Raw genomic sequence first — 23,609 nt, forward strand, 5'->3', positions numbered from 1 at the left:
TATTAATAAGGGCGCATAAAGGATAAACCCCTCTGTGTGATTTTAATTCATTCCAAAAGTAATGCAATATTACACATAAAAACATGTCGCGTAATAGATCATTACCGAAAAAACATAGTGAATTATGGCAGGTTACTAAAATCCTAATTTGGATAACAAGCCCGGTTTTTTCCAAGTTTGTTTAAAATGCTCTGCAATGGCATCATGATCATCATAGGATAAAATATAATCTAATATTTTATGGGCTTCCTTGAGATATCCTTGTTGATAATTTACATGGGCTTTTGCCAATAGAACCTCCTCAGAAAGACTATCATAGGCCCACTGTTCCACCTTATAGATCTCTTGAAAACGATCGACCAATATATTCACTTGGCCAAGGTCATTTTGTTTGTCATATAACTTGATACCGTAACTCAGCCATATCACATATTCATTGCATTCCATAGCTTCTAGGCAAAAGGCATCATAATCACTGAACATCGCCGCCCCTTCCCTATATTGCCCAACTAGATAATGACTTTTGACAATCAAATAGATGGTTTTCGCCTTATCAAAGTCATTCAACAGAAAGGATTGTTTATTCTCCAGATAAAGTCTTGCCGATTTATTCACATGCTCATAATCCTCAAGTTCGTTATAGGCCTGCATCAAATTATATTGGGGATTCGCTTCATCGGGATACTTCTCAGCGATTGCTAAATAGTAGTCTCGCCTCTCTGATGCAGATTTATGTTCAAATTCATGGTACAAAATAGATTCAACGGTATTTTTGGCAGCTTCAAAATCCCTGAAATCAAAATCAGAAATATCTGGGTTCTCCAAATAATGCTCGTAAATCTGGAACAGGAGTTCCTCTGCCTCAGCTTTAATATCTGAGGACATTTCCAATTTATGGTTTACAATCACCCAGTCCGCTTTATGCTGTAGGTGCCTATAATACGATGCACTTTGCTCATCGTAAATACTGAAGTAATTTTCCAGGGCTTTCTGGGCTTTGGGATAATCTTCTTGTTTCAAAAGGGCATCAATAAGGGTGTGATTTAATTCTGGGAACTCAGAATGTTTAAACCCTTCCTCTGCCACCGAAACAGCCGCAGGATAGTTGCCTAATGCAGTATAAACGATTGCCAGGTTGTTACAGCACATTGCCCAGCAATGCTCATCACCATAAAAGTCACTTTCGAAGGCAAAATCTTCAAAATACTTTCTAAATGCATCAAAGGACTGCTGGTAAAGTTTTACATCCAATACTCTCAAGCCTTCCTTAATTGCATCTTCAGCCATATTTTTCAGAAAGTCATCCAAATTAACCCCTTCGTTATAGATATCCCTAGGTAAACTTGCAAACATCGGAACTTCCTGTTCAACCAAGCCCGTGGACAACAATTGAGACTCTACCATCCTCCTCCAAGTGGTCACATCAGGATGAATACTCACCCCTTTCTTCAAAATAGAATAGGCATCATCAAAATTGCCCATCTCATATAAATAAGTGCCAACGAAATGATTTGCAGCAAAGTTATTCGGATATTTCCCTAAGAGTTCCAATCCATGTTGATAGTAATAGTCCTCAGGAACACCCAATGGCTCATAATAGTTTCTTTCAATAATTAACTGATAATAGAAAACATCCGGATTGTTATAACCCAGTTCAATTTGCTCCTTAAATCGTTGATGCCATTTCACAAAGCCTTCGAGAACCTCAGGTTCATGGTTGTCTCCTTTTATCAACTTCAACAATACTTTTAAAGCAACGTCCAAGCCATTGCCTTGGAAAGCAATCTCTGCTAAATCTAAATATTCAAGATCCTGAGGACTAACAAAGTGAAAAATTCCCTTATCAATCATTTCCAGCAATTCAACTTTCTCTGTTACCCCATCCCTGTCCAAAAGATAAACCTTCTTTATCCAGCAAATCGAGATATTGCGATCCTTTAACTCCCGGAAATCTGCAAACTCGATCTCGAAGAAAGCAATTGCCTCATTTAAGGACTTCAGTAGAGCATCATCTTCTTTTAAGATCTCATATATCTTGATTTCAAATTCAAATCCGAAAACTTTGTTGAGAGGGTCTTGCTTGAGTTTTTCGGCATATCCAAGCAGTTCAGCTTTATTACTCTGGGTGAGGTCTACATTGGGTCTAGCAATTTGCTCCAGCACATATTGATTGCCTAGTTGATAATTTAATAGATTATATAAAACCTTTGGATTGTTAGGTTCATAGTTCAGTACACGCTTGAGGTATGGGATTACCTGCTTTTTTATAACCTTATATGCTTGTTCAGGCCCCGCTTCTAAAGCTAAATCATGATGGGCAATCGACATCAGGTAAAGAACATCCGTATCCTTGGGATTATCTAATAAAAATTCTTCCCCCTTTTCTATACACAACTCCAGTTCCCCAGCATAAAACAACTGCTCTAATTCTTCGTAACTCATCTATTAAATTTTAATGCTAAAAGCATGTTAAGCTTAAATCAAATTTGATTCCTAAAGCAAAATACGAAAGTTAAGCCTCATTTATTATAGGTATTTTCCAAGTTTTTAAAGGTTAACATATTCATAATATACCTCTTTTTTCAACTAACTGAAAGCCAATTCAATAAAAACGAGCCTAAAAATGGGCGATATTAAAAGAGAATTCTCTTATCTTTAATTCGATCACTAAATCGAACTTACAACATGAATAGCAGGGAAGAAATAATCAAGAACTATATTAACGGCTATAATAGTTTCAACACAGAAATGATGTCTAGAGATTTAGATGAAAACCTTCTGTTCGAAAATATATCCAATGGAAATGTAACTGATTCACTTGTGGGGAAACAAGAATTTATGAATCAGGCAGAACAGGCAAAGTCCTTTTTCTCTGAGCGGCATCAAAAGATCACCGCAATGGAACACTTCGAAAACTATTCTGAAATCACTATTGAGTACTCCGCTAAACTTTCTAAAGATCTTTCACCAGAATTAAATATTGGAGACAGCATCCAACTCGACGGAAAATCAATCTTTGAATTCAGCCCAGAAAATAAGATCATTGTGTTAAAGGATATCAGTTAAATTGAACGTTATTAATCTTCTTAATAACGTTCAATATTATTCTTTTTAAGATTAAAAGGCATCAACTACCGCATTCATGAAATCCAATTCCTCTTGGGTTAGATTGAAATCCATGGCCTTCGCATTTTGAACAGACTGCTGGGCATTTCTAGCGCCAGCCAAGGCGATCGTAATACCAGGACGTTCAACGGTCCAGCGGAGGACTAATTGCGCCAAAGTAACCCCCTTATCATCTGCCAGTGGCTTTATCCGCTCCAACAAGATGTTGGTCTTCTCAATAAAATCAGGCTGGAAGTGCGGATGTTTGGCTCTATGGTCGCCCTCCTGGAACTGATGACCAACATGGATCTTACCGGTCAAAAGACCTCTTTCCAATGGACTATAGGCTAGTACAGCTTTATTATGTTTAATACAGTATGGAATGGTCTCTTCCTCCACTGCCCTGTTCACCATGCTAAAAGGGATCTGGTTAGAAACCAATGGCAAGGTCTTCTCAGCTTCAGCCATCAATTGGGCGTTATAATTACAAACCCCAGCATATCTGATTTTTCCCTGTTCGATCAATTGGGCAACTGCTTCAAAGGTTTCATCCAAAGGGGTCGTTGAATCTGGCCAATGGATCTGATAGAGATCGATATAATCTGTCCCAAGCCTTTTTAGACTCTGTTCACATTCATAAATAATACTATCCTTTCCAGCATATTTATAGATTTCAATATCTTCACCATTGTTTTTCTTACTGTGAAAGGCGAAATCGCCTTCCGCTAAATCCCAGCGCATCCCAAACTTAGTCAGGATTTGGGTTTTATCCCTAGGGATATCCTTCAGGGCTTCTCCAACAATCTCTTCGCTGGTTCCTTGACCATAAATAGGAGCTGTATCAATAGTGGTCACACCCACCTCGTAGGCCGCGACTATAGCCTCAATGGCTTCTTTACGATCGGTCGACCCCCACATCCATCCACCTGCTGCCCAAGCCCCAAATGTAATTACCGAAGCATTGATCTCACTGTCTCCTATATACCTGTATTCCATAATATTTTAATTTTTTGTTTTGACCTATTCAATTAAACAACAGCACATTAATTAAAAATGTTTAGTATTATTCTTCTTTATTTCCATTGTATATTTCATTCAGCATGGAATATAGTTCCGGATGATCTGATTTCAACATTTTAGGTTTCTGAAAGAAATATTCCGAAACAACCGCCAAGAATTCTGCTGGATTTGTAGCTGCATAATCTCTAATATCTGACTTGTCTCTTCTGATGGCTGAAATGGTAGCTTGCATCTCCTCCAACCAAGGATGGATCAAACTTTTGGGGATCAAATATTCCGGAATTCCATCCACCTCCCCATCTGCCTTATCAATAAGGTGAACAAATTCATGGATAGCAGTATTGCTTTCCCCGTTTTGGTTGAATCCGGCCATCAATGCAGAAAGCGACAGGATCATCTTTCTGTGCATGGCACCATCTCCCACCATCCCAAGGATATTTCTTTTTTCATCTTCAATATCATACTTTTCACTGAAGGTTCCTGGATAGACAAGGACTTCATCTAAGTTTTCATAAGACCAATTTTCAAAATGAAAGAGGGGAATGGTGGCACTGGCAGCTATCAGAATCTTATGTTCATCATTGATCACAGCACCTTTTTCCGGAGAAATCTTTGTGGTAGCCAAAAAATAGGAAACCCTCTTGATGAATTTACCCTGTTCAGTTACGTTCAATTGCTTGAAGAAGTTCACTTTTTCTCGAAGCACATTTTCTATTTCACTTTCGTCTGGAATCACCTTGTTGACCACCTTTTTATTGCCCACTTTTTTCCAGATGTAGACTGCCAGTCCAATACCAATTGAAAAGACGATAAGAAGGGCAATGATATTATAAGTTTCCATATATATTTAATTGAGGTAGCACAAATTCTAATATACAAATAATGATGCGTTGAAGTCGGTAATAAACGTTTGCGGGCATACAAAAAAAGAGCTTCCCAATTGGAAAGCTCTTTTGTATCTATTAAGGGATGATGATTACATCATTCCACCCATGCCACCGCCCATTGGAGGACCGCCAGCACCTACTGGGTTGTCTTCTGGTTCATCAGCAAGTACACACTCTGTAGTCAATAACATGGAAGCTACTGAAGCAGCATTCTCTAACGCTACACGTGATACTTTAGTAGGATCGATAACTCCAGCAGAAATCAAGTTCTCAAACTTGTCTGTACGAGCATTGTATCCATAATCTGCTGTTCCTTCTTTAACTTTTTGAACGATTACTGCACCTTCAATACCTGCGTTTGCACAGATCTGACGTAATGGCTCTTCAATAGCACGTTTGATGATATCGATACCGATTTGCTCATCTTCGTTTTCGCCTTTTAAGTTAACCAAAGCTTCTGTTGAACGGATGAAAGCAACACCACCACCAGCAACAATACCTTCTTCTACTGCAGCACGAGTAGCGTGAAGAGCATCATCAACGCGGTCTTTTTTCTCTTTCATCTCTACTTCCGAAGCAGCACCAACGTAAAGAACAGCAACACCACCTGACAATTTAGCCAAACGCTCTTGCAATTTCTCACGATCGTAGTCAGAAGTTGTAGTTTCAATTTGTGAACGGATTTGAGCAACACGTGCCTTAATATCTTCCACGTTTCCAGCACCGTTAATGATAGTTGTGTTATCTTTGTCAACAACAACTTTCTCTGCTTGTCCTAAATAAGATAATTCAGCATTTTCTAATTTGAAACCTCTCTCTTCAGAAATTACTGTACCTCCAGTTAAGATAGCGATATCTTCCAACATTGCTTTACGACGGTCACCGAATCCAGGAGCTTTAACAGCAGCAACTTTCAGTGATCCACGGATTTTGTTAACTACCAAAGTAGCTAAAGCTTCTCCGTCTAAATCTTCTGCAATGATCAATAAAGGTTTTCCAGTTTGAACTTGTTTTTCCAAGATTGGCAACAACTCTTTCATGTTGCTGATTTTCTTGTCATAGATCAAAATGTAAGGGCTTTCTAATTCCGCTTCCATTTTATCCGAGTTAGTTACGAAATATGGAGATAAGTATCCTCTGTCAAATTGCATACCTTCCACAGTTTTCACTTCAGTTTCAGTTCCTTTTGCTTCTTCAACAGTGATTACTCCGTCGTTTCCAACTTTTTCCATTGCTTCAGCGATCAATGAACCGATAACTTCGTCATTGTTTGCAGAAATCGAAGCAACTTGTTTGATTTTATTGTTGTCAGCACCTACTACTTGTGATTGAGATCTTAGGTTCTCTACTACAGCAGCAACAGCTTTGTCAATACCACGTTTTAAATCCATTGGATTTGCACCAGCAGCTACCGACTTAATACCTGGAGCTACGATTGCTTGAGCTAAAACAGTAGCAGTAGTTGTTCCGTCACCCGCTTGGTCAGCAGTCTTAGATGCAACTTCCTTAACCATTTGTGCGCCCATGTTTTCCAGAGCATCTTTCAATTCGATTTCTTTCGCAACTGAAACACCATCTTTAGTGATTGCTGGAGAACCAAATTTTTTCTCAATGATTACGTTACGACCTTTTGGACCTAAGGTAACTTTTACTGCGTTTGCAAGTGTGTCAACACCTTTTTTCAGGGCGTCGCGCGCTTCTACATTATATTTTACTTGTTTTGCCATTGTTATATGAAATTGAATCTTAGGTATTAGGTTTTTCAATAGATCTCAAACCCAAAACCTACTGTGTTTTAATTTTTTATCGTTGATTTTTTAATTACAGAACTGCGTAGATATCAGCTTCGCGCATAATTAAATATTCTTTTCCTTCATAGGTAATCTCTGTACCTGAGTATTTGCCGTACAACACTTTGTCACCTACTTTTACAGTCAATGGTTCTTCAGGTTTACCAGCACCAACAGCTACAACTGTTCCTTGGGATGGTTTTTCTTTCGCTGTGTCAGGAATATAGATACCTGATGCTGTTTTTTCTTCTGCTGGAGCAGGCTCAACTACTATTCTGTCTCCGATAGGTTTAATACTTAATGCCATAATTGTATATCAATTTTATTTTTTTCGATTACGTAACTCAAAAGCATCACTAACTATGCCAATTGAAATTAAGCAAAATATTTTGCCATTTTTGCATTAACTGTCATTTTTCATGACAGTTAACCATCATCTTAATGTCATCATGACACCAATTCCGTATCCCTCCCAAAACATAAAAACAAGAAACCCTGCCTAAAACTAGACAGGGTTCTATTTCTTTAGCTATTAAGCCTGATTACTTTGTCGTATCGGTAGCAGCTGGAGTTTCAGTTGCCGGAGTTTGAGTAGTTCCTGTTGGAGCTCCTGTTGCAGGAGTCGCCGAAGGATTAAGGTTCAAGTTAGGAGCCGTTACTGGCGCCTCAATTTGATCTCCCAAACCACCTGTGTTGGATGATGATGGACCAATAATATTTATTGCAATACAAAATACCATTAAGGCAATCGCAAAAATCCATGTTCCTTTTTCTAAAATATCACCTGTGCGTTGCACACCAATTAAATTAGCGCCACCAGAAAATCCTGAGGATAAACCTCCCCCTTTAGGGTTCTGAATCAATACAAAAAACGCTAATAATAAGCTTGCTAGAATAATTAGGATAATAAATAATACGTCCATTTCTATATTTCAATTATAACTTTTGTTCAATCTCTTTAATTCGGGTCGCAAAGTACGATTTTTTTTCTGGATTATCCGAAATTAATTTTCTAAATACCATGATCGCTTTTTCATACATCCCCTGTGTCTCGTAAATGTTCGCCAAGGTCTCGGTCACTACCTGTAATTGGTCTTCAGAACTACTACGGGCCTTATTTTCGGTATTGATGGTCTCTGCCTTTGGAGGCTGGATCTGAGGCTCCTCACGAATGAACTTCTCGATCACCTCATCCATCATCTCCGTAGACTTAAACTCTACCGTTTCCTTTTTATGTTTATCACTAAGCTTATCCGAAGGATCCTGCAAATGGAAGATATTCTCCCTGATCTGCTGATCCAATATCGCCTCATCTAATTTTTTAGGATCAAACTGACCTTTTTGCTGTTTCGGCAACACAGGCGAAGAAAAAGGCTGATAGGTATCGGCATGCTCCATCCTAGTCTTATACAGCCACCATCTAAAACTGTATGGCATCAATTCATCGTTGTACAGACTGATATCCTCTTCCGGACTTCTTTTATTTTCTTCTTCCTGAGCAGGCACTTCTTCATCTGATTCCACAGAAACAAGCTCTTCCGACTCTACATCATGTTCCTCTTCTCCAGCATATTCCCTTTCAATATCGTACCCCGCAGCGAATTCAAATGCAGGCTCTTCCTCCTTTATCTCCTCTTCTTGACGCTCAACAACCTCATCTTCCACTTCGTCAAGATCATTTGCTGGCTCCGCGATAGTTTCTTCAACCTCTGGGATACTCTCTACATCTACTGCCTCAACTTCCGTTTCCTCTATCAGCCCATCACCGTCAAGCTCCTCATAGGCAATATAATCATCAGAGTCCACTTCTATCTCAGGGATAACCTCAATTGGTTTTTGTAAATAATCACGTAGCCAAAAAGGATTATTGGCATAGATCAAAGTTCGCTGCTTATCAATGCTTTGTCCTTCTAAAAATTTCTTGCGTTCATAGGCATATATTATAGGCTGGGAATATGGATACTTGGTCAGGAGTTGCTCAAAATCAGCAACACTAACTTCCATGGGGTTTTCCAGTGCTTTTCTAAAAATATATACTTGATCCATGTGATTCAAAGGCTCTTTTTTTACCAGTTATTAAATGCGCGGTTAAATACATCTTCGGTCAACATCTTGACAATCTCTTGGTTTAAGGTCATTTCTTGGCTATTTACCTGTCCTCTAAATTCCTTAAACTGCGTAAAAGACTCCTCAAAGTCACTTTCACCGGTCTCATCTTTCCTATTCACGTATTTTACCTTAACTGTAATGGATAGTCGGTTTAATGCTGCCATATCTGTCCCAGCTTCCACTGCCGCAGGCGTAATCGCATAGTTGGTGATCACTCCTGAAAAGATAGCATCTCCATCCTGATTTACTTGGCTCAACTTAGATTGGGTCCTTATACGCTCCTTCAACCCCTCCGTAAAGGTCTGGCTCAAGGTAGCAGATACAAAAGGCGAAATATTCTCAAATATCTCCACCGAATAGGTTTTCATGTTTTCGGGAATCGACCCTCCACTCAAACTATATTTTACACCGCAACCATTAAAAGTAAGTATTACTAAAGCAGCAACAATAAATGTAATGAAATTGCCTTTATTCTTAAAATTGGACATATTAATCTAAGTTCAAATCCTTAATCTTTCTATAAAGCGTACGCTCAGAAATTCCTAATTCCTGCGCCGCTGCTTTACGCTTGCCTTTATGCTTCTTGAGGGCTTTCTTGATCAAATCAGACTCCTTATCAAGTAAAGATAATGATTCTTCTACCTCTTCCACATCTTGGGTATCATACAAATAATCATTTGCATTCCCATTCGGCTGATTAGGATTATGGATGGTAATCGTTGGATTTGGATTAACAGGATAGTCTTCTGAACCAATGGCCGCAGAACTTGGCCTGATCTCCTGATACAATTGATTGATATAAGGTGAATTTTGATCCATGGTTCCTTGATTGAAACCCTTCTGCATCAACTCAACGACTAATTTCTTTAAGTCGACCATATCCTTCTTCATGTCGAACAGAACCTTGTACAACAAATCTCTTTCCGAGAAATTCTCCTTCGACTGATCCTTTAATGGCATCGGAAGAGTAGTACTTTGGGTCTCAACTGGCAGATAATGGCTTAAAATCTGTGCGTTGACCAACCTTTCCTTCTCTAGAACGGCAATCTGCTCTGCAATATTTTTCAATTGCCTCACATTTCCCGGCCAGCTATAGTTACGCAACATTTCTTGCGCGTCTTCTGTAAGTTGAATACCCGGTGAACGGTATTTATCTGAGAAATCCACAACGAATTTCCTAAATAAAAGGACAATATCTTCCTTACGCTCTCGCAAAGCTGGAATACGCAATGGAACAGTATTCAATCTATAATATAGATCTTCCCTGAATTTCCCCTTCTTTACCGCTTCATAAACATCAACATTCGTCGCAGCAACTACGCGAACATTTGTTTTCTGAACTTTAGACGATCCAACACGGATATATTCACCCGACTCCAGAACCCGTAACAATCGTGCCTGCGTACCTAAAGGTAATTCACCAACTTCATCTAGGAAAATGGTCCCTCCATCAACGACTTCAAAATATCCTTTCCTTGCTTCATGGGCTCCCGTAAAAGAACCTTTCTCATGACCAAACAATTCAGAATCAATCGTTCCCTCTGGAATCGCACCACAGTTTACCGCGATAAACGGACCATGCTTGCGGCCACTTAATTGATGGATGATATGTGAAAACACTTCCTTACCAGAACCACTTTCACCTTGAATCAAAACCGAGATATCGGTAGGTGCTACCTGACGTGCAATATCGATCGCACGATTTAGTAATGGAGAATTCCCAATAATCCCAAACCTGCTCTTAATATCTTGATGATCCATTATTAATATTTAGTGTTTGATATTAATCAACTATTTTCCCAATCAATGTTGCAGATGTACAGCTTTCGCCTAACACATTCACATAATCTCCTACTTTATAGCGTTCATCTACTGGAAATACAACCATAGTATTTTGATCGTTTCTTCCGCAGAAATCCTTGTCAGAACGCTTTGAAGTCCCTTCAATCAATACTTTTTGAACCTGACCTACAAATTTTTCGATTCTATATAAGCTATGCTCACGTTGAAGATCCACAATCTCGGTCAACCTGCGTTTTTTAACTTCTTCAGGAATATCATCCTCATAACGTTTGGCAGCCAAAGTTCCCGGACGTTCTGAATAAGCAAACATATAGGCGTAATCATATTTTACATAATCCATCATGGAAAGGGTTTCCTGATGTTCTTCCTCAGTTTCAGTACAGAAACCGGTGATGACATCTGTAGAAATCCCACATTCTGGAATAATACGGCGAATGGCTTCAATTCTGTTGATATACCATTCTCGGTCATAGGTCCTATTCATTAACTCCAATACGCGGCTGTTTCCAGACTGAACCGGTAAATGGATGTATTTACAGATATTCTCATATTTTGCCATGGTATACAATACCTCATCTGTAATGTCCTTAGGATGTGAGGTAGAAAACCTGATCCTTAATTCTGGACTCACTTCAGCAACCAATGCCAACAATTGCGCAAAGTTCACGGTAGGCTTAGCCTCTTCTCCCTCTGCCACCGCTGGCGTATATTTATACGAGTCTACGTTCTGTCCCAATAAGGTTACTTCCTTGTACCCAGCATTGAATAGGTCTTGCGCTTCTTTCACAATAGATTCCACATCACGACTTCTTTCTCTACCCCTTGTAAATGGAACAACACAGAATGAACACATATTATCACAACCACGCATAATGGAAATGAACGCTGAAATACCATTCGAATTTAATCGCACCGGACTGATATCAGCATAAGTTTCCTCCCTAGATAACAATACGTTTACAGCACGACCACCTTCATCAACTTTTTCAATCAAATTAGGAAGATCACGGTAAGCATCTGGCCCAACCACAACATCCACCAACTTCTCCTCTTCCAAGAATTTAGCCTTCAAACGTTCCGCCATACAGCCTAAAACGCCTACAACCATCCCAGGGTTCTTAGCCTTCGCAGATTCAAACTCCTTCAGCCTATTCCTAACACGTTGTTCAGCATTCTCACGGATCGAACAGGTGTTGATAAACACTACATCGGCATCTTTATAGTCCTTAGTAGTCTCAAAACCCTTATCCATTAGGATAGATGCCACAATCTCACTGTCAGAAAAATTCATCTGACACCCGTAACTCTCTATATATAACTTACGCCCAGTGGATTTCCCTGTAGGCAGCATATCTAAAGCCTCGCCTTGACGAGATTCATCATGCGTTTTTGTTGTATGCGATAACTCTAACATAGTCAATTTTCAAAGACTACAAAGTTAGTAATTATCTATTAAACAAATGACAGTTTGTCAGCAGTTGAGGAAAATTTAACAAAAATCCCCTCCCAAGTCTGTTCCACCCTACCTTGGTTTTATAACATCTTCAACCCAGTAATCAGCAAAATCAAAAAAAAAGGTGTCAATTTACTTGACACCCTTTTCAAATTATTTTTTACAGTCTTATTGACCTGCTTCTCTTTTAGCTTCTTCTTGCATTTTCTTACTTGCAGTAATAATGATCTCAACACGACGGTTTTCTGCTCTTCCTGCATCAGTATCGTTTGATGCAATTGGCTCAGAATAGTTTTTACCTTCTGTTTTGATACGGCTACCTGCTAAACCTTGAGAAACTGCGAATGATTTTACAGATGCGGCACGACCATTAGAAACTTTTTGGTTTGCTTGTAATGTACCTACGTTATCTGTGTGACCTAACACCAAGATTTCAGTATCTGGTTCTTTATTCAAGGTCTCAACTAATTTAGCGATGTTTTCCTTTGCAGATGGTTTCAAAGCTGTACTGTTGAAATCAAACAAAATTCCAGAGTCAAATTTTACCAAAATACCCTCACCTGCTTGCTCTACTTCAGCACCAGCTACTGTATTTTCGATCTCTTTGGCCTGTTTGTCCATTTTCTTACCGATCAAAGTACCTGCAGCTCCACCAATTACAGCTCCAGCGATTGCTCCAACTGCCGTGTTACCTGCTTTACTTCCGATTAATGCTCCAAGAGCACCACCTGATGCAGTACCGATTACTGCTCCTTTTGTAGTGTTACTACTATTTTGAATGGTTGAACAGCTAGCAAATAACATAGCTGATGTAGCTACTGTCAATCCATAAACCGCTAGTCTTTTATTCATTTTCATAATCAATTTGTTTATCTTTTATACTAAATAATTTATTGTCAATTTATAGTCAACTTATTTGCAAAGCCAATGCCAAAAGCTTTTTTATCGCCTTTGTCAGTTGCAACATATTAATTATCAGTATCTTATTTTTCCTGAACAGGAATATCTAACTTCGGTAAACGTTGTGATTTAGGGCGCCCTTGAGCATTCCAAGTCTTAAAAGATGAATTGATGTAATTCATCAGATCGTATTGACCCCAACGCGACGCAGTGGCATAGGATGGTCTATAGATATCCATAAAAGATTGTAATTCCTCTCCTTCCAGATGGGTCAGTTTGGTAACTATGGTTTTATTGAAAATACGGTCTACCTTAGTTTCTTCAAGCTCTTGGTTCATGAACTTCTCAAAACGCTTCGCATTTTTGGCTTCCTTTCCAAAAAGGTTATACAAGGCTGTTGCAGGACTGGAAACATAGGTGCCAAATTTATTCTGTCCACCATTGTAGACTCCTTTGCTCTCGTAGTCATTCAACATCTCCTTCATCTCCATCTCCTTCGTACTACGGGTCACAACAACGGTCTCGATCCGATTACCCGCCTGCAAATCCACCAAAATATCTTCTAGCGTGTTGATCCTAGTTTTGATAGGTCCATATCCAACTTTACTGATGGTAATGGTATCACCAACATTAACTTCAATATTAAAGACACCGTAAGAGTTACTCCTCACAGTTTGTTTGGTCCTCTGGTTGACCACGTTCGCATCACTAATCCTAGTGCTTGTCCCTTTTTCCAGAACCAATCCAGAAATTATGTTATCCTGATCTTGGGCATGTGCAGCAAGCGCCAAGAAAAACAATGTACATAACAGGGCAATATATTTTACTTTATTATACATCCAATTTTAAAGGTAATAATACTTTTGACTAGGAAATGTTAAAAAGTTTTAAATCACTATGCATTATATGGATAGAAAACAAAGTTTGCACCCTCTGGAACCACAACGAACAAACACATAAAATCATTCGCTGATTTGAAATTCCTTTCGAAATATTCTTTCTTATCTTCCTTTATGACCCCTCTATCGACAAACTCTTCCAGGGAACTCGCTTGAATGCTCCATTGTGTATTCAGCTCATCCCTGTCCAAGATCATTTCTCCCAAATCAACCTTCAACTGGTGGGCAACAAAAATAGGATACAGAGTATAGCCTTCTGCCATCATTTCAGCAGATACCTCTTGAATAGACTCCTTATAAAAATCGAGGTCTTTCTTCAAGCTTACTAATGGACTCTGCCCTTTTCCTGCTTTACCTTCTTCTTCGGGTCCTTTATTTAATAGATCCTGTAAATCCATTTATTTCTTCAATTTTAACAATACTACATTCTCAACATGTTGCGTATGGGGGAACATATCTACCGGTTTTATCCGCACAACCTCATACTTACTGGTTAAGCTTTCCAAATCACGTGCCTGAGTTGCAGCATTACAACTTACATACACTACTTTATCACTTTCCATTTCCAAAATCCTATCTACGACATCGGCATGCATACCTGCTCTAGGCGGATCGGTAATCACAACGTCTGGCTTCCCATGTTCTTGGATAAAATCAGCCGTCAACACATCCTTCATGTCACCTGCATAAAATTTCGTGTTATGGATTCCATTGGTCTCAGAATTGATTTTGGCATCCTCAATAGCTGATGGAACATATTCCACGCCAACAACCTCGCGAGCAGATCGCGCCACAAAGTTCGCGATAGTTCCAGCACCGGTATATAAGTCATAGACTAGCTCATCTCCTTTTAGATCAGCAAAGTCTCTGGTAATCTTATAAAGTTCGTATGCTTGTCTGGAATTTGTTTGATAGAAAGATTTAGGACCAACTTTGAATTTGAGGCCTTCCATTTCTTCATAGATAAAATCACGGCCTGAATAAACATGTATATCTTGATCAAAAATGGTATCATTCCTTTTTTGGTTGATGATATATAATAAGGAAGTAATTTCAGGAAACTTGTCTTTAATAAAGGACATCAATAAATCTACCTGTCCTTCTTCAGGATATGCAAAAACCACGATCACCATTAATTCACCAGTGGAAGAAGTTCTGATGATTAAATTTCGAAGGGAACCTTCATGGTCCCTTAGATCATAGAATGAAAAAAAGTTTTCTTTAGCAAATTCAAAAATGCTATTCCTAATATCGTTAGAAGGCTCTTGTTGCAAATAGCAATGGTCAATGGTCAAGATCTTATCAAATCTACCTGGAACATGGAAACCCAAAGCATCCATGGAATCCCCAGGTTCAACCTCATCTAGACTGGTCAACCAACGTTTGTTCGAAAAAGTATATTCCAGCTTATTCCTATAATATTCTGTCTGCGCAGAACCTAAAATCGGCTCCATGCCAGCAACATCCACTTTTCCAATACGGGACAAGGCATTCCCTACATACTGCTCCTTGAATTTCAGCTGAGATTCATAGGTCATGTGTTGCCATTTACAGCCTCCACACACACCAAAATGTGAACAGAATGGATCTATCCTATATTCAGAAGCCTTCTTCACCTCAGAAATTTTACCCTCCGCAAAATTCTTCTTCTTGCGGATCAATTCAACATCCACCACATCTCCAGGCACTGCCCGCTCAATAAATAAAACTAAATTATCATGCTTGGCAACTCCCTTGCCCTCTTCCGCAATGTCAATAATCTCAACATCCGTAATAAATTTTTTTTCCTGAGGTATTCTTCTTCCCATATTGGCGCAAAAATACGCAAAAATTTAATAGCAAAATGATTTAACAATCGTGACAGCAATGTGCTAATTAATTCTACTGTTAGATAATGGAAAAAGATTAAGGAAAACAGAACCGAGCGAAATATTTATCTTATTAATCTACCCAAGAGAATTTCAATATTAATTAACATGATTGGGTAGGGCTAAACGACAGGCCCCAAAGACTATTGTCATTAAGTTAAGGATTTTCTTTTTTGAGGTCACAATTTTATAGGGTCTTCTCAAAACAAACGCCCATTCTTCCGAAGGAAGTCCCTTATCCCACGCCTCATTTCCAATGGCGGAAAAATGGAAAGAATGCCGTTGCTGTGTGCGATGGGATTGGCCTTGGATGCTTTCAAGAAATTCTAAAGGGAGAATTTTGAAGAACGGCATCCTCGACATCAAGGCATTCTTTTCTTGTGTGAATGACTGTGCGAAAAGCCATCTTAAATGAGCCGAAGCCTTTTGGTTACTTTTGGGCCTCAGAAGTAACGAAGAATCTGCATAATGATTATTTCTTAACTTAACTACATTGCCCCAAAGCCCTATAAAATGTCTATTGTCTTATATCTAAAGCCTCTTTCTTAGACTCCAAAAGAGTAGCTTCAACTAAATAGGGAAGGATTTCTTTCTGGAAGGAAATAAAATTCTTACGCACATCGGCCTCAGATACAGCGGTAAATGCGAAAGAAAATACAATGTTTTTGGAAGTTTTAATAAGGAAGGTCAATCGTTCTTCGGGAATCATATTGGCAATGGTTTCATTCTGCATAAACGAACGCAGCAATAGAAACTCCAGGTCATCCGAAAGAAGTTTAAGGTACTCCTGGGCATTGACCGACTCACGGATAAATTCCCAACCTACAAATTCATTACAGACCGTATAGGTTACACGGCTAACCCTCAAAATGGTATTGGCAAGGAAAAGTGCCAGGTCTTTTTCATTCACGTTCTTGTTCAGGATATCATAGACATTGTCCTGGATATAATCCATCAGAACCTCATGTAAAATCAACTCCTTACTTGCGAAATATTTATAGAAGGTTGCTTTAGCAATGGAAGCATTCTTGGCCAGCTCATTAACACTGGTTTTATTATAGCCATATTTCCTAAATAGATCTCTTGCAGATTTCTTTATTGCTATAACCACTTTGTCTTCCATGAAGCTGTTTTTTTGAATTTGGGATTCAATTTTTTATATGATTCTACCCAAGACCATTAAAATCTCGGGTAGAATACTAACCAATTGGTTTAAATAATCTCTGTCTCAAATTGAGATAAGAAACGAACATCGTTTTCTGAGAACAAACGCAGGTCGCGGATCTCATACTTCAGGTTTGTGATCCTTTCGATACCCATACCGAAGGCAAAGCCTGAATATTTCTTACTGTCGATTCCACAATTATCCAACACGTTCAGATCTACCATACCACAACCAAGGATCTCTACCCAACCTGAATATTTACACATCTGGCAACCTGCCCCTTTACAGATGGTACAGGAAATATCCATTTCAGCTGAAGGTTCAGTAAAAGGGAAATAAGATGGACGGAATCTTACTTTCGTGTCTTCTCCGTACAATTCTTTCACAAAGTGATATAATGTCTGTTTCAAATCAGCAAACGACACATTCTCATCCACATATAATCCTTCGATTTGGTGGAAGAAACAATGCGCTCTCGCAGATATTGCTTCATTACGGTATACTCTTCCCGGCATCAAAGCGCGGAAGGGAGGTTTCCCTGCTTCCATCAATCGAACCTGAACCGAGGAGGTATGCGTACGAAGCACAACATCATTTCCATCTTGCTTCTTGATAAAGAATGTATCCTGCATATCCCTAGCTGGATGCTCTGGAGCAAAATTTAACGCTGAGAAGTTATGCCAATCATCCTCAATCTCATTTCCTTCAGCAACTACAAAGCCCAACTTCTTGAAAATCTCAACAATCTCTTTTCTTACTAAGGAAAGTGGGTGTCTAGATCCCAAGGTGAAGCCTGGACCTGGTAAAGTCAAATCTCCTTCAGGATTTGCCGATTGACCTTCAGATTGATCTGCAAATTGTTCCGATGCCTCTTTAAATGTATTTTCAGCAAACTGCTTGAATTCATTCAATACTTTTCCTAAAACCCTCTTTTCATCCGAGGATACCGTCTTGAACTCTTCAAACAGGTTTTTCACGATGCCTTTAGACACCAAAAACTTTAATCTAAATGCTTCAACATCTTGGGCTGAACTTGGCGCAAATGCCTTTATCTCTTCAGTATACTGCGTTATCTTATCTTGCAACATGTGTCAAAGATACAGCAATTTTAAAAAATAAATGAAATGGTACAATATTTAATTAGGTAGATTAAAATGGTAGACCATCACTATCGTCGTCATTCTCTGTAAAGTCGACGGCTTGTTCCTTTGGTTCACTGCTAGTGGGGGCTCCACTCGTGGCACTCTGTTGTGGGCTTTGAGGCTCAAAATCAGAACGTCTACCCAATAAATTAAAACTCTCTGCTACGATCTCTGTCGTATAGCGACGGATACCTTCTTTATCTTCATAAGAACGTGTCCTCAATTTCCCTTCTATGTAGACCAATTTCCCTTTACTCAGGTACTTTACCGCAACATCTGCCAGACCGCGCCACAATACGATGTTGTGCCATTCAGTCTGCTCTACACGACGGCCATCCTTGTTGAAAGTCTCCGAAGTTGCCAACGGAAAACTAGCAACACTTACATTTCCTTCTAAATAGCGGATTTCTGGGTCTTTTCCAAGATGACCAACTAAAATAACTTTATTTACTCCCGACATACAATAATTTAGGATTTAGTGAGCACTAAAAATAATGTTCCACAAAGGAACTAATCAGTTTATGTTTAGCTAATGTATCTAATTTTTCTAATAAAAAATAATTCCAAAAGCTTTTTTTGACCAATTCCCGATTATCCATATCAAGGCTATAAAAGCGGGCAAAAATATTCTGATGGCTTAAAATATGCTTCACTTGCCCTTTTATCATTTTAGGAACTGTTTCCCCAAAATTATTCCTGTACTCTTCTAATTGTACCAATTCTGCTACATTCAAATCCCCTTCACTCTCTATCATCGGAAACTCATACAAATTGGCCCAAACATCTCCTTCGGATCGTTGTGACATCAAAACAGACCCCTCTTTTTCAATTATAAAGTAATTAAAATACCTATCTCTACTTTTTTTACCTTTTAGTTTAACCGGCAATCTATCAACCAAACCCTCTTCATAGGCCCTACAATCTAACCTCAAGATGCAATCTTCACAATTTGGATTCTTGGGCTTACATTGCAGGGCACCAAAATCCATTATTGCCTGATTGTATTCCGCAGGATGCTCCCGATCTAACATCTCTTCAGCCAATTTGGAAAAAAGCTTTTTCCCAGAACTGCTGTTGATCGCCTCATCTATTCCAAAATATCGAGCTAATACCCTAAATACATTTCCATCCAGAACAGCATGCGCTTGGTTGCTGGAAAAAGAGGAAATGGCCGCAGCTGTATATTCCCCAACACCTGGCAATGCCAAAAGCATCTGATAATCAGTAGGGAACTCCCCATTATGCCTATCCAAAACCTGTTTACTCGCCTTATGCATGTTCCTCGCCCTAGAATAATAGCCCAAGCCTTGCCATAATCTCAAAATTTCAGACTCCTCTGCTTTCGCAAACTTTGTTACATTAGGATAGTTCTCTAAAAATTTGAAAAAATACGGCATCCCTTGCTCAACCCTTGTCTGCTGAAGGATGATTTCTGATAACCAAATGATATAGGGATTCTTGGTCTCACGCCATGGTAGAGCTCTTTTATGCTGAGCATACCAGGTTAAGATTCGTTCCGAAAATGACATAATACAAAGATGATAATTTTAACCCTCCCTATTCCTTAAAAAGTTATAAAATGTTAAAATTTCTTGCAATTATTTTAACATCCTCTATTTTTACGCCCGGCTAACATAAAGTGGGAGAGTAAAATACTATGACAAAAAAGAAGACTGCCGTTGAAATTCTAGACTCAAACGGCGATTCGAACTTGAAGATTCAGATTCCAACTATTGTTTTAAAAAATTGGAAATATATCCTAGCTGGAGGAATCTTCTGTATCTGCTTGATATGTGCAACGATTGTATATGTTGCCACAAAATCAACAAGTGACCATTACGAAGAACAATTGACTAAGAAGATTGAAGCGCTCGAAAAAGCGAAGCAATCCTTGGCTCTGGAAGAAGCAACCAACCAACTTAGTACAGTTCAAATCCAAAAATCCTTCGATGCTATTGATAGTGCAGTAAACCAAATTAATGCCAAAATGCGCAGAAGAGGTTTAAAAGAGTTTGCGCCGAAGCTTAAAAACGCTGGTGGACCGGTAGAAGAAGAAGTTAATCTACCTGAACTTATCAAATACTACGAAGCAACGGTCAAGAAACTGGACAAAAAATTGGAAGGTGTGCCTTTGGGAACTCCCCATAATGGAAGGATTACCTCTAGATTCGGATACCGTAGAAACCCTTTTACAAACCGTGGCCTTGAAATGCATTCAGGTATTGACATCAGCGGAAGAACAGGTGAGCCAATTACGGCCACAGCTGCTGGCAAAGTAGTTTATGCTGGATATAAAGGGCAATATGGGAAAGTCGTAATCGTTGAACATACCAACGGTTGGGAAACTAGATACGCCCATCTTTCAAGCACTAAAGTAAAAAAAGGTCAAAAGGTAGAGGCCGGTCAACAAATTGGAAGACTTGGTAGCACCGGTAGATCAACCGGACCTCATCTTCATTATGAACTATTGAGTTTCGGAAGAAAAATAAATCCTGAAAAAACACTGATCTTCAACTAAAAGATCATAAAACATAAAAAAAGGCTTTCTTTTAACCAAGGAAGCCTTTTTTTATGCCCTTTATAATTTGTCTAAAAAGAATTTCAAGGTTTCTTTAAATTGATCCGGACAAGCATAATGCAAATTATGGTTATCACAATCATAAACCTTTAGCTGGATTAGATCGGGATGTAGGTTTTTCAGGTCATTATTCCCTTTGCTGGTATCAAACAAATCATCTGGCCCTTTAGCTTCAATAATTAAGAGAGGAACATCCAGTTTAGCATAAATTCTCAAGGGATCAATATTTACCATGGATGCAGCATATTTACTTGTAGACTCTGGCGAATTTAAAACCTGCAAATAATGTAGCCTATCCTGCATATGCATATACTCATTTAATCCTTTATAAAGTATCCATTGCTTTTCCTTCCGCTTCATAAAACCAAAGGATTGCCAAAGTGAATCCGAATCTTCCAAAGACTTTATATTCTTGTATATTTCAAAGTCTGAACCATACGCAGCAAATAACAGCTCCTTCAAATCATCTGGGAATTCAACGGTCAGTAGGAATTCTTCCAACTTGTCTTGCTCCATCTCATCAAACATACGCTTGAATGAAACTGAACCACCTTCTTCTAGGATAATGGCACGAACCATTTCTGGATATTTCTGATAAAATGCCGTAGCAAGATAAGCTCCTCTTGAAAACCCAGCAATTACCGTTTGATTGACTTCCTCATGCTTCAACAAGTGCGCAAGATCGTCTGCAAAATTCCAGAAATCAAGATCCTCCTTAGGTATTTCGGTTAATCCATGTCCATAATGATCTATTGAAAGGACACAGTAACCCTGGTTGACCAGTTCTTTAGCAAATGGATAAAAATCATAAGCCGACAACAGACTTCCCGGTAACCAAACAAAGACCTTCCCTTTATTTTCACCCCATTTCAAATATGAAATTCTATGATTTTTAGTTTGAACAGATTTCCTGTGTTTAGATTCAAAGGACTGAAACTTCGCTTTATCTTTTAGAAAATCTCCATATAGCCCAGAATCATTCTCCTGGGAATAGACAAAATCAGATAGGAAAAATATACTTAATAACAATAGAAGAAATCGAGGCATACTGATTAGCAAATGGATTCACCTCAAAAATAATAGGTTTATTGGATTTAACTGATTTATTATCACACAATCCTTGGAACGATAAGTTGTCCACCCAAATAATCCACCCCAGCTAACTTAACTTGATATGTGGTCTCTAAGGCCGAAATCCTATCTTTTGGATTATCGCTTGACAATTCATTCAACCGTCCTTCGTTCATCAAAAAATGCCGGTCTCCATAGAGCAAGGCCAAATTCGGATCATGCATAATACAGATCACGGTAGTACCTTTACTCACTAGTCGCTTTAAATGGTCTAGAACTGCCACTTGATAATGTAAATCCAAGTGATTGGTTGGTTCATCCAATAATAATACCGAGGGCTCCTGCAAAAGTACCCTGCACAATAATATCAGTTGCCGCTCTCCTCCCGAAAGCGAAGTATAAGGTTTGTCCCTAAGGTGCAACAGACCGAATGACTCCAGAGCAGAATCTACCAAAGCTTTGTCCTGAACGGTTGGCGAAAATTTGGAGAATGCAGCCCTACCTGTCAACAGGACATCCAATACCTTGAAGGGAAAGGTACTATGATGGAACTGTGGCATAAATCCAATCCTAACCTTGGCATTTTGATGGGGCTTGATTTTCCTCCTCTCCATACCGCCAAAAACAACCTCGCCTCTATACTCCCTTTCCATCCCTGAAAGAATATTAAAAAGAGTAGATTTCCCACTGCCATTCCTTCCCAATATCACACTAAATTCAGCAGAACGGAATTCAGCATTCAACTCCTTCAGGACCTGATGGCCTGAAAACCCAAAAGTCAAACCTTTTATGCTAATCAACTCTTCCATTAGTTCCAGTTTACAGCGTTTTTTCGCATCAAGTAAATAAATAATGGTGCCCCTAGCAACATCGTAAATACACCGATCGGTATTTCAAATGGCATTAAGGTCCTAGATAGATCGTCGATCAACAATAAAAATGACCCTCCGATACTAATATTTGCAAAGACACCGATTTGATTATTGGGTCCAAAAATAATTCGGGTAAGATGAGGAACGATCAATCCAAACAGACTGATCATGCCCACTGCAGAAACCGAAGCAGCAGTTATCATGGTTGCCAAACCTATCATCAATAATTTCATTCCCTTGGGATTTACACCCACCGCCATAGACTCTTCATCCCCTAAAGCCAGTAAATTTAATCTCCACCGGAAGATGATAATCAACAATATCCCTCCAACAATGGGTAGGACTGAACTGTTCAGCTTTGCCCATGAAGCTGTATGTAGATTTCCCATGGTCCATTGCACAATAGCCTGTAATTTATAGGGGTCGCTCATATATTGCAAGACCGTTAAAAAAGCGGTAAATACCCCGGAAATTATCATTCCCGACAAGACCATGGTAATCAAAGTCGTTCTGGTCTTTGAATAGGATACCAAGTAGGTGATGCCAACAGCCAAGACTCCAAATAAAAAAGCAGAAAAAGTAATGGAAAAAAAGGAAACCAGCATGGAAAGTGCGGCTCCAAATGCTGCCCCTGAGGAAATCCCCAGTGAAAAAGGATCCACAATAGGGTTCCTAAAAATCGCTTGCAATACCGCTCCTGAAACTGCAAGTGCTGCCCCTACCAAAAAGGTCAACAATATCCTCGGTAATCTTACCTGCCATAAAATAGTGGCCATATTCTCATTTACAGTTCCACTGCCGCCAGTTGGATGAAGAGCTGCAACAATATGGTCATAGAGCTCCTCAATTCCCAACACTCCCGTACTTCCCCATGCCAATGAAAAAATAACAAGAAATATAGGAACCAAAAAAAGTAAGATGACTTTCAATCGCTTAATCATTCCATT

General features: G+C 39.1%; 23 protein-coding genes. 2 read left to right on the forward strand and 21 right to left on the reverse strand.

Going from position 1 to position 23,609, the window contains the following annotated elements; translation table 11 throughout:
- Window positions 1-135 precede the first annotated feature (135 nt).
- A complete protein-coding gene (locus tag NMK93_RS17435; protein ID WP_254528944.1) occupies window positions 136-2,442 on the reverse strand; it encodes a lipopolysaccharide assembly protein LapB in 2,307 nt (768 codons plus the stop codon).
- A gap of 243 nt (window positions 2,443-2,685) precedes the next feature.
- Between NMK93_RS17435 and NMK93_RS17440 the strand changes: the two genes are divergently transcribed.
- Window positions 2,686-3,066, forward strand: a complete 381-nt coding sequence (locus tag NMK93_RS17440; protein WP_254528942.1) for a nuclear transport factor 2 family protein — start codon at window positions 2,686-2,688, stop codon at window positions 3,064-3,066.
- A 51-nt stretch (window positions 3,067-3,117) separates the two neighbouring features.
- Here the strand turns inward: NMK93_RS17440 and NMK93_RS17445 are convergent, their stop codons facing one another.
- From NMK93_RS17445 to mutY, 17 genes are all read right to left on the reverse strand, one after another.
- Window positions 3,118-4,101 (reverse strand): aldo/keto reductase, encoded by a 984-nt coding sequence (locus tag NMK93_RS17445; protein WP_254528940.1) that lies wholly within the window; start codon window positions 4,099-4,101, stop codon window positions 3,118-3,120.
- Window positions 4,102-4,168: 67 nt separating this feature from the next.
- Window positions 4,169-4,966, reverse strand: a complete 798-nt coding sequence (locus NMK93_RS17450) for a zinc-dependent peptidase (RefSeq protein WP_254528938.1) — start codon at window positions 4,964-4,966, stop codon at window positions 4,169-4,171.
- Window positions 4,967-5,101: 135 nt separating this feature from the next.
- Entirely contained in the window at window positions 5,102-6,739 is a 1,638-nt protein-coding gene (groL, locus tag NMK93_RS17455; RefSeq protein ID WP_185213039.1) for a chaperonin GroEL, read from the reverse strand.
- Between the two features lie 94 nt (window positions 6,740-6,833).
- Window positions 6,834-7,109, reverse strand: coding sequence for a co-chaperone GroES (groES, locus tag NMK93_RS17460; protein ID WP_185213040.1), 276 nt, complete (start codon window positions 7,107-7,109; stop codon window positions 6,834-6,836).
- 235 nt (window positions 7,110-7,344) lie between these two features.
- Entirely contained in the window at window positions 7,345-7,725 is a 381-nt protein-coding gene (secG, locus tag NMK93_RS17465) for a preprotein translocase subunit SecG (RefSeq protein ID WP_185213041.1), read from the reverse strand.
- Between the two features lie 13 nt (window positions 7,726-7,738).
- Entirely contained in the window at window positions 7,739-8,848 is a 1,110-nt protein-coding gene (locus tag NMK93_RS17470; protein WP_185213042.1) for a hypothetical protein, read from the reverse strand.
- Between the two features lie 20 nt (window positions 8,849-8,868).
- Window positions 8,869-9,399 (reverse strand): LptE family protein, encoded by a 531-nt coding sequence (locus NMK93_RS17475; RefSeq protein WP_185213043.1) that lies wholly within the window; start codon window positions 9,397-9,399, stop codon window positions 8,869-8,871.
- 1 nt (window position 9,400) lies between these two features.
- The gene (locus NMK93_RS17480) at window positions 9,401-10,672 is read right to left on the reverse strand and encodes a sigma 54-interacting transcriptional regulator (protein WP_185213044.1); all 1,272 of its coding nucleotides are present in this window, start codon (window positions 10,670-10,672) and stop codon (window positions 9,401-9,403) included.
- 22 nt (window positions 10,673-10,694) lie between these two features.
- The gene (gene miaB / locus NMK93_RS17485; protein WP_185213045.1) at window positions 10,695-12,128 is read right to left on the reverse strand and encodes a tRNA (N6-isopentenyl adenosine(37)-C2)-methylthiotransferase MiaB; all 1,434 of its coding nucleotides are present in this window, start codon (window positions 12,126-12,128) and stop codon (window positions 10,695-10,697) included.
- 207 nt (window positions 12,129-12,335) lie between these two features.
- A complete protein-coding gene (locus NMK93_RS17490; RefSeq protein ID WP_313260521.1) occupies window positions 12,336-13,019 on the reverse strand; it encodes an OmpA family protein in 684 nt (227 codons plus the stop codon).
- A gap of 131 nt (window positions 13,020-13,150) precedes the next feature.
- Window positions 13,151-13,906, reverse strand: a complete 756-nt coding sequence (locus NMK93_RS17495) for a hypothetical protein (protein WP_185213047.1) — start codon at window positions 13,904-13,906, stop codon at window positions 13,151-13,153.
- 56 nt (window positions 13,907-13,962) lie between these two features.
- Window positions 13,963-14,364: a hypothetical protein gene (locus tag NMK93_RS17500; protein WP_254528934.1), complete on the reverse strand. Its 402-nt coding sequence runs from the start codon at window positions 14,362-14,364 to the stop codon at window positions 13,963-13,965.
- On the reverse strand, window positions 14,365-15,774 hold the full coding sequence (rlmD, locus tag NMK93_RS17505; RefSeq protein ID WP_185213049.1) for a 23S rRNA (uracil(1939)-C(5))-methyltransferase RlmD: 1,410 nt from the start codon (window positions 15,772-15,774) through the stop codon (window positions 14,365-14,367).
- Between the two features lie 577 nt (window positions 15,775-16,351).
- Window positions 16,352-16,957: a TetR/AcrR family transcriptional regulator gene (locus NMK93_RS17510; protein ID WP_185213050.1), complete on the reverse strand. Its 606-nt coding sequence runs from the start codon at window positions 16,955-16,957 to the stop codon at window positions 16,352-16,354.
- A gap of 89 nt (window positions 16,958-17,046) precedes the next feature.
- Window positions 17,047-18,087, reverse strand: a complete 1,041-nt coding sequence (gene pheS, locus NMK93_RS17515) for a phenylalanine--tRNA ligase subunit alpha (RefSeq protein WP_254528932.1) — start codon at window positions 18,085-18,087, stop codon at window positions 17,047-17,049.
- Window positions 18,088-18,148: 61 nt separating this feature from the next.
- On the reverse strand, window positions 18,149-18,601 hold the full coding sequence (locus tag NMK93_RS17520) for a single-stranded DNA-binding protein (RefSeq protein WP_185213052.1): 453 nt from the start codon (window positions 18,599-18,601) through the stop codon (window positions 18,149-18,151).
- Between the two features lie 25 nt (window positions 18,602-18,626).
- Entirely contained in the window at window positions 18,627-19,670 is a 1,044-nt protein-coding gene (mutY, locus tag NMK93_RS17525) for an A/G-specific adenine glycosylase (RefSeq protein WP_254528930.1), read from the reverse strand.
- 128 nt (window positions 19,671-19,798) lie between these two features.
- Between mutY and NMK93_RS17530 the strand changes: the two genes are divergently transcribed.
- Window positions 19,799-20,659, forward strand: coding sequence for a M23 family metallopeptidase (locus NMK93_RS17530; protein WP_185213054.1), 861 nt, complete (start codon window positions 19,799-19,801; stop codon window positions 20,657-20,659).
- A 60-nt stretch (window positions 20,660-20,719) separates the two neighbouring features.
- Here NMK93_RS17530 and NMK93_RS17535 read toward each other — a convergent pair whose 3' ends face one another.
- From NMK93_RS17535 to NMK93_RS17545, 3 genes are all read right to left on the reverse strand, one after another.
- Window positions 20,720-21,592 carry an alpha/beta fold hydrolase gene (locus NMK93_RS17535; RefSeq protein WP_254528928.1) on the reverse strand — a complete coding sequence of 291 codons (873 nt, stop codon included), beginning with the start codon at window positions 21,590-21,592 and terminating at the stop codon, window positions 20,720-20,722.
- A gap of 236 nt (window positions 21,593-21,828) precedes the next feature.
- Window positions 21,829-22,599: an ABC transporter ATP-binding protein gene (locus tag NMK93_RS17540; RefSeq protein WP_185217407.1), complete on the reverse strand. Its 771-nt coding sequence runs from the start codon at window positions 22,597-22,599 to the stop codon at window positions 21,829-21,831.
- Complete coding sequence (locus NMK93_RS17545) at window positions 22,599-23,603, reverse strand: iron ABC transporter permease (protein ID WP_185213057.1); 1,005 nt, start codon at window positions 23,601-23,603, stop codon at window positions 22,599-22,601. Before NMK93_RS17545 ends, NMK93_RS17540 begins: the two co-directional genes overlap by 1 nt.
- Window positions 23,604-23,609 lie beyond the last annotated feature (6 nt).

The organism is Sphingobacterium sp. LZ7M1 (assembly GCF_024296865.1).
Lineage (GTDB): Bacteria > Bacteroidota > Bacteroidia > Sphingobacteriales > Sphingobacteriaceae > Sphingobacterium.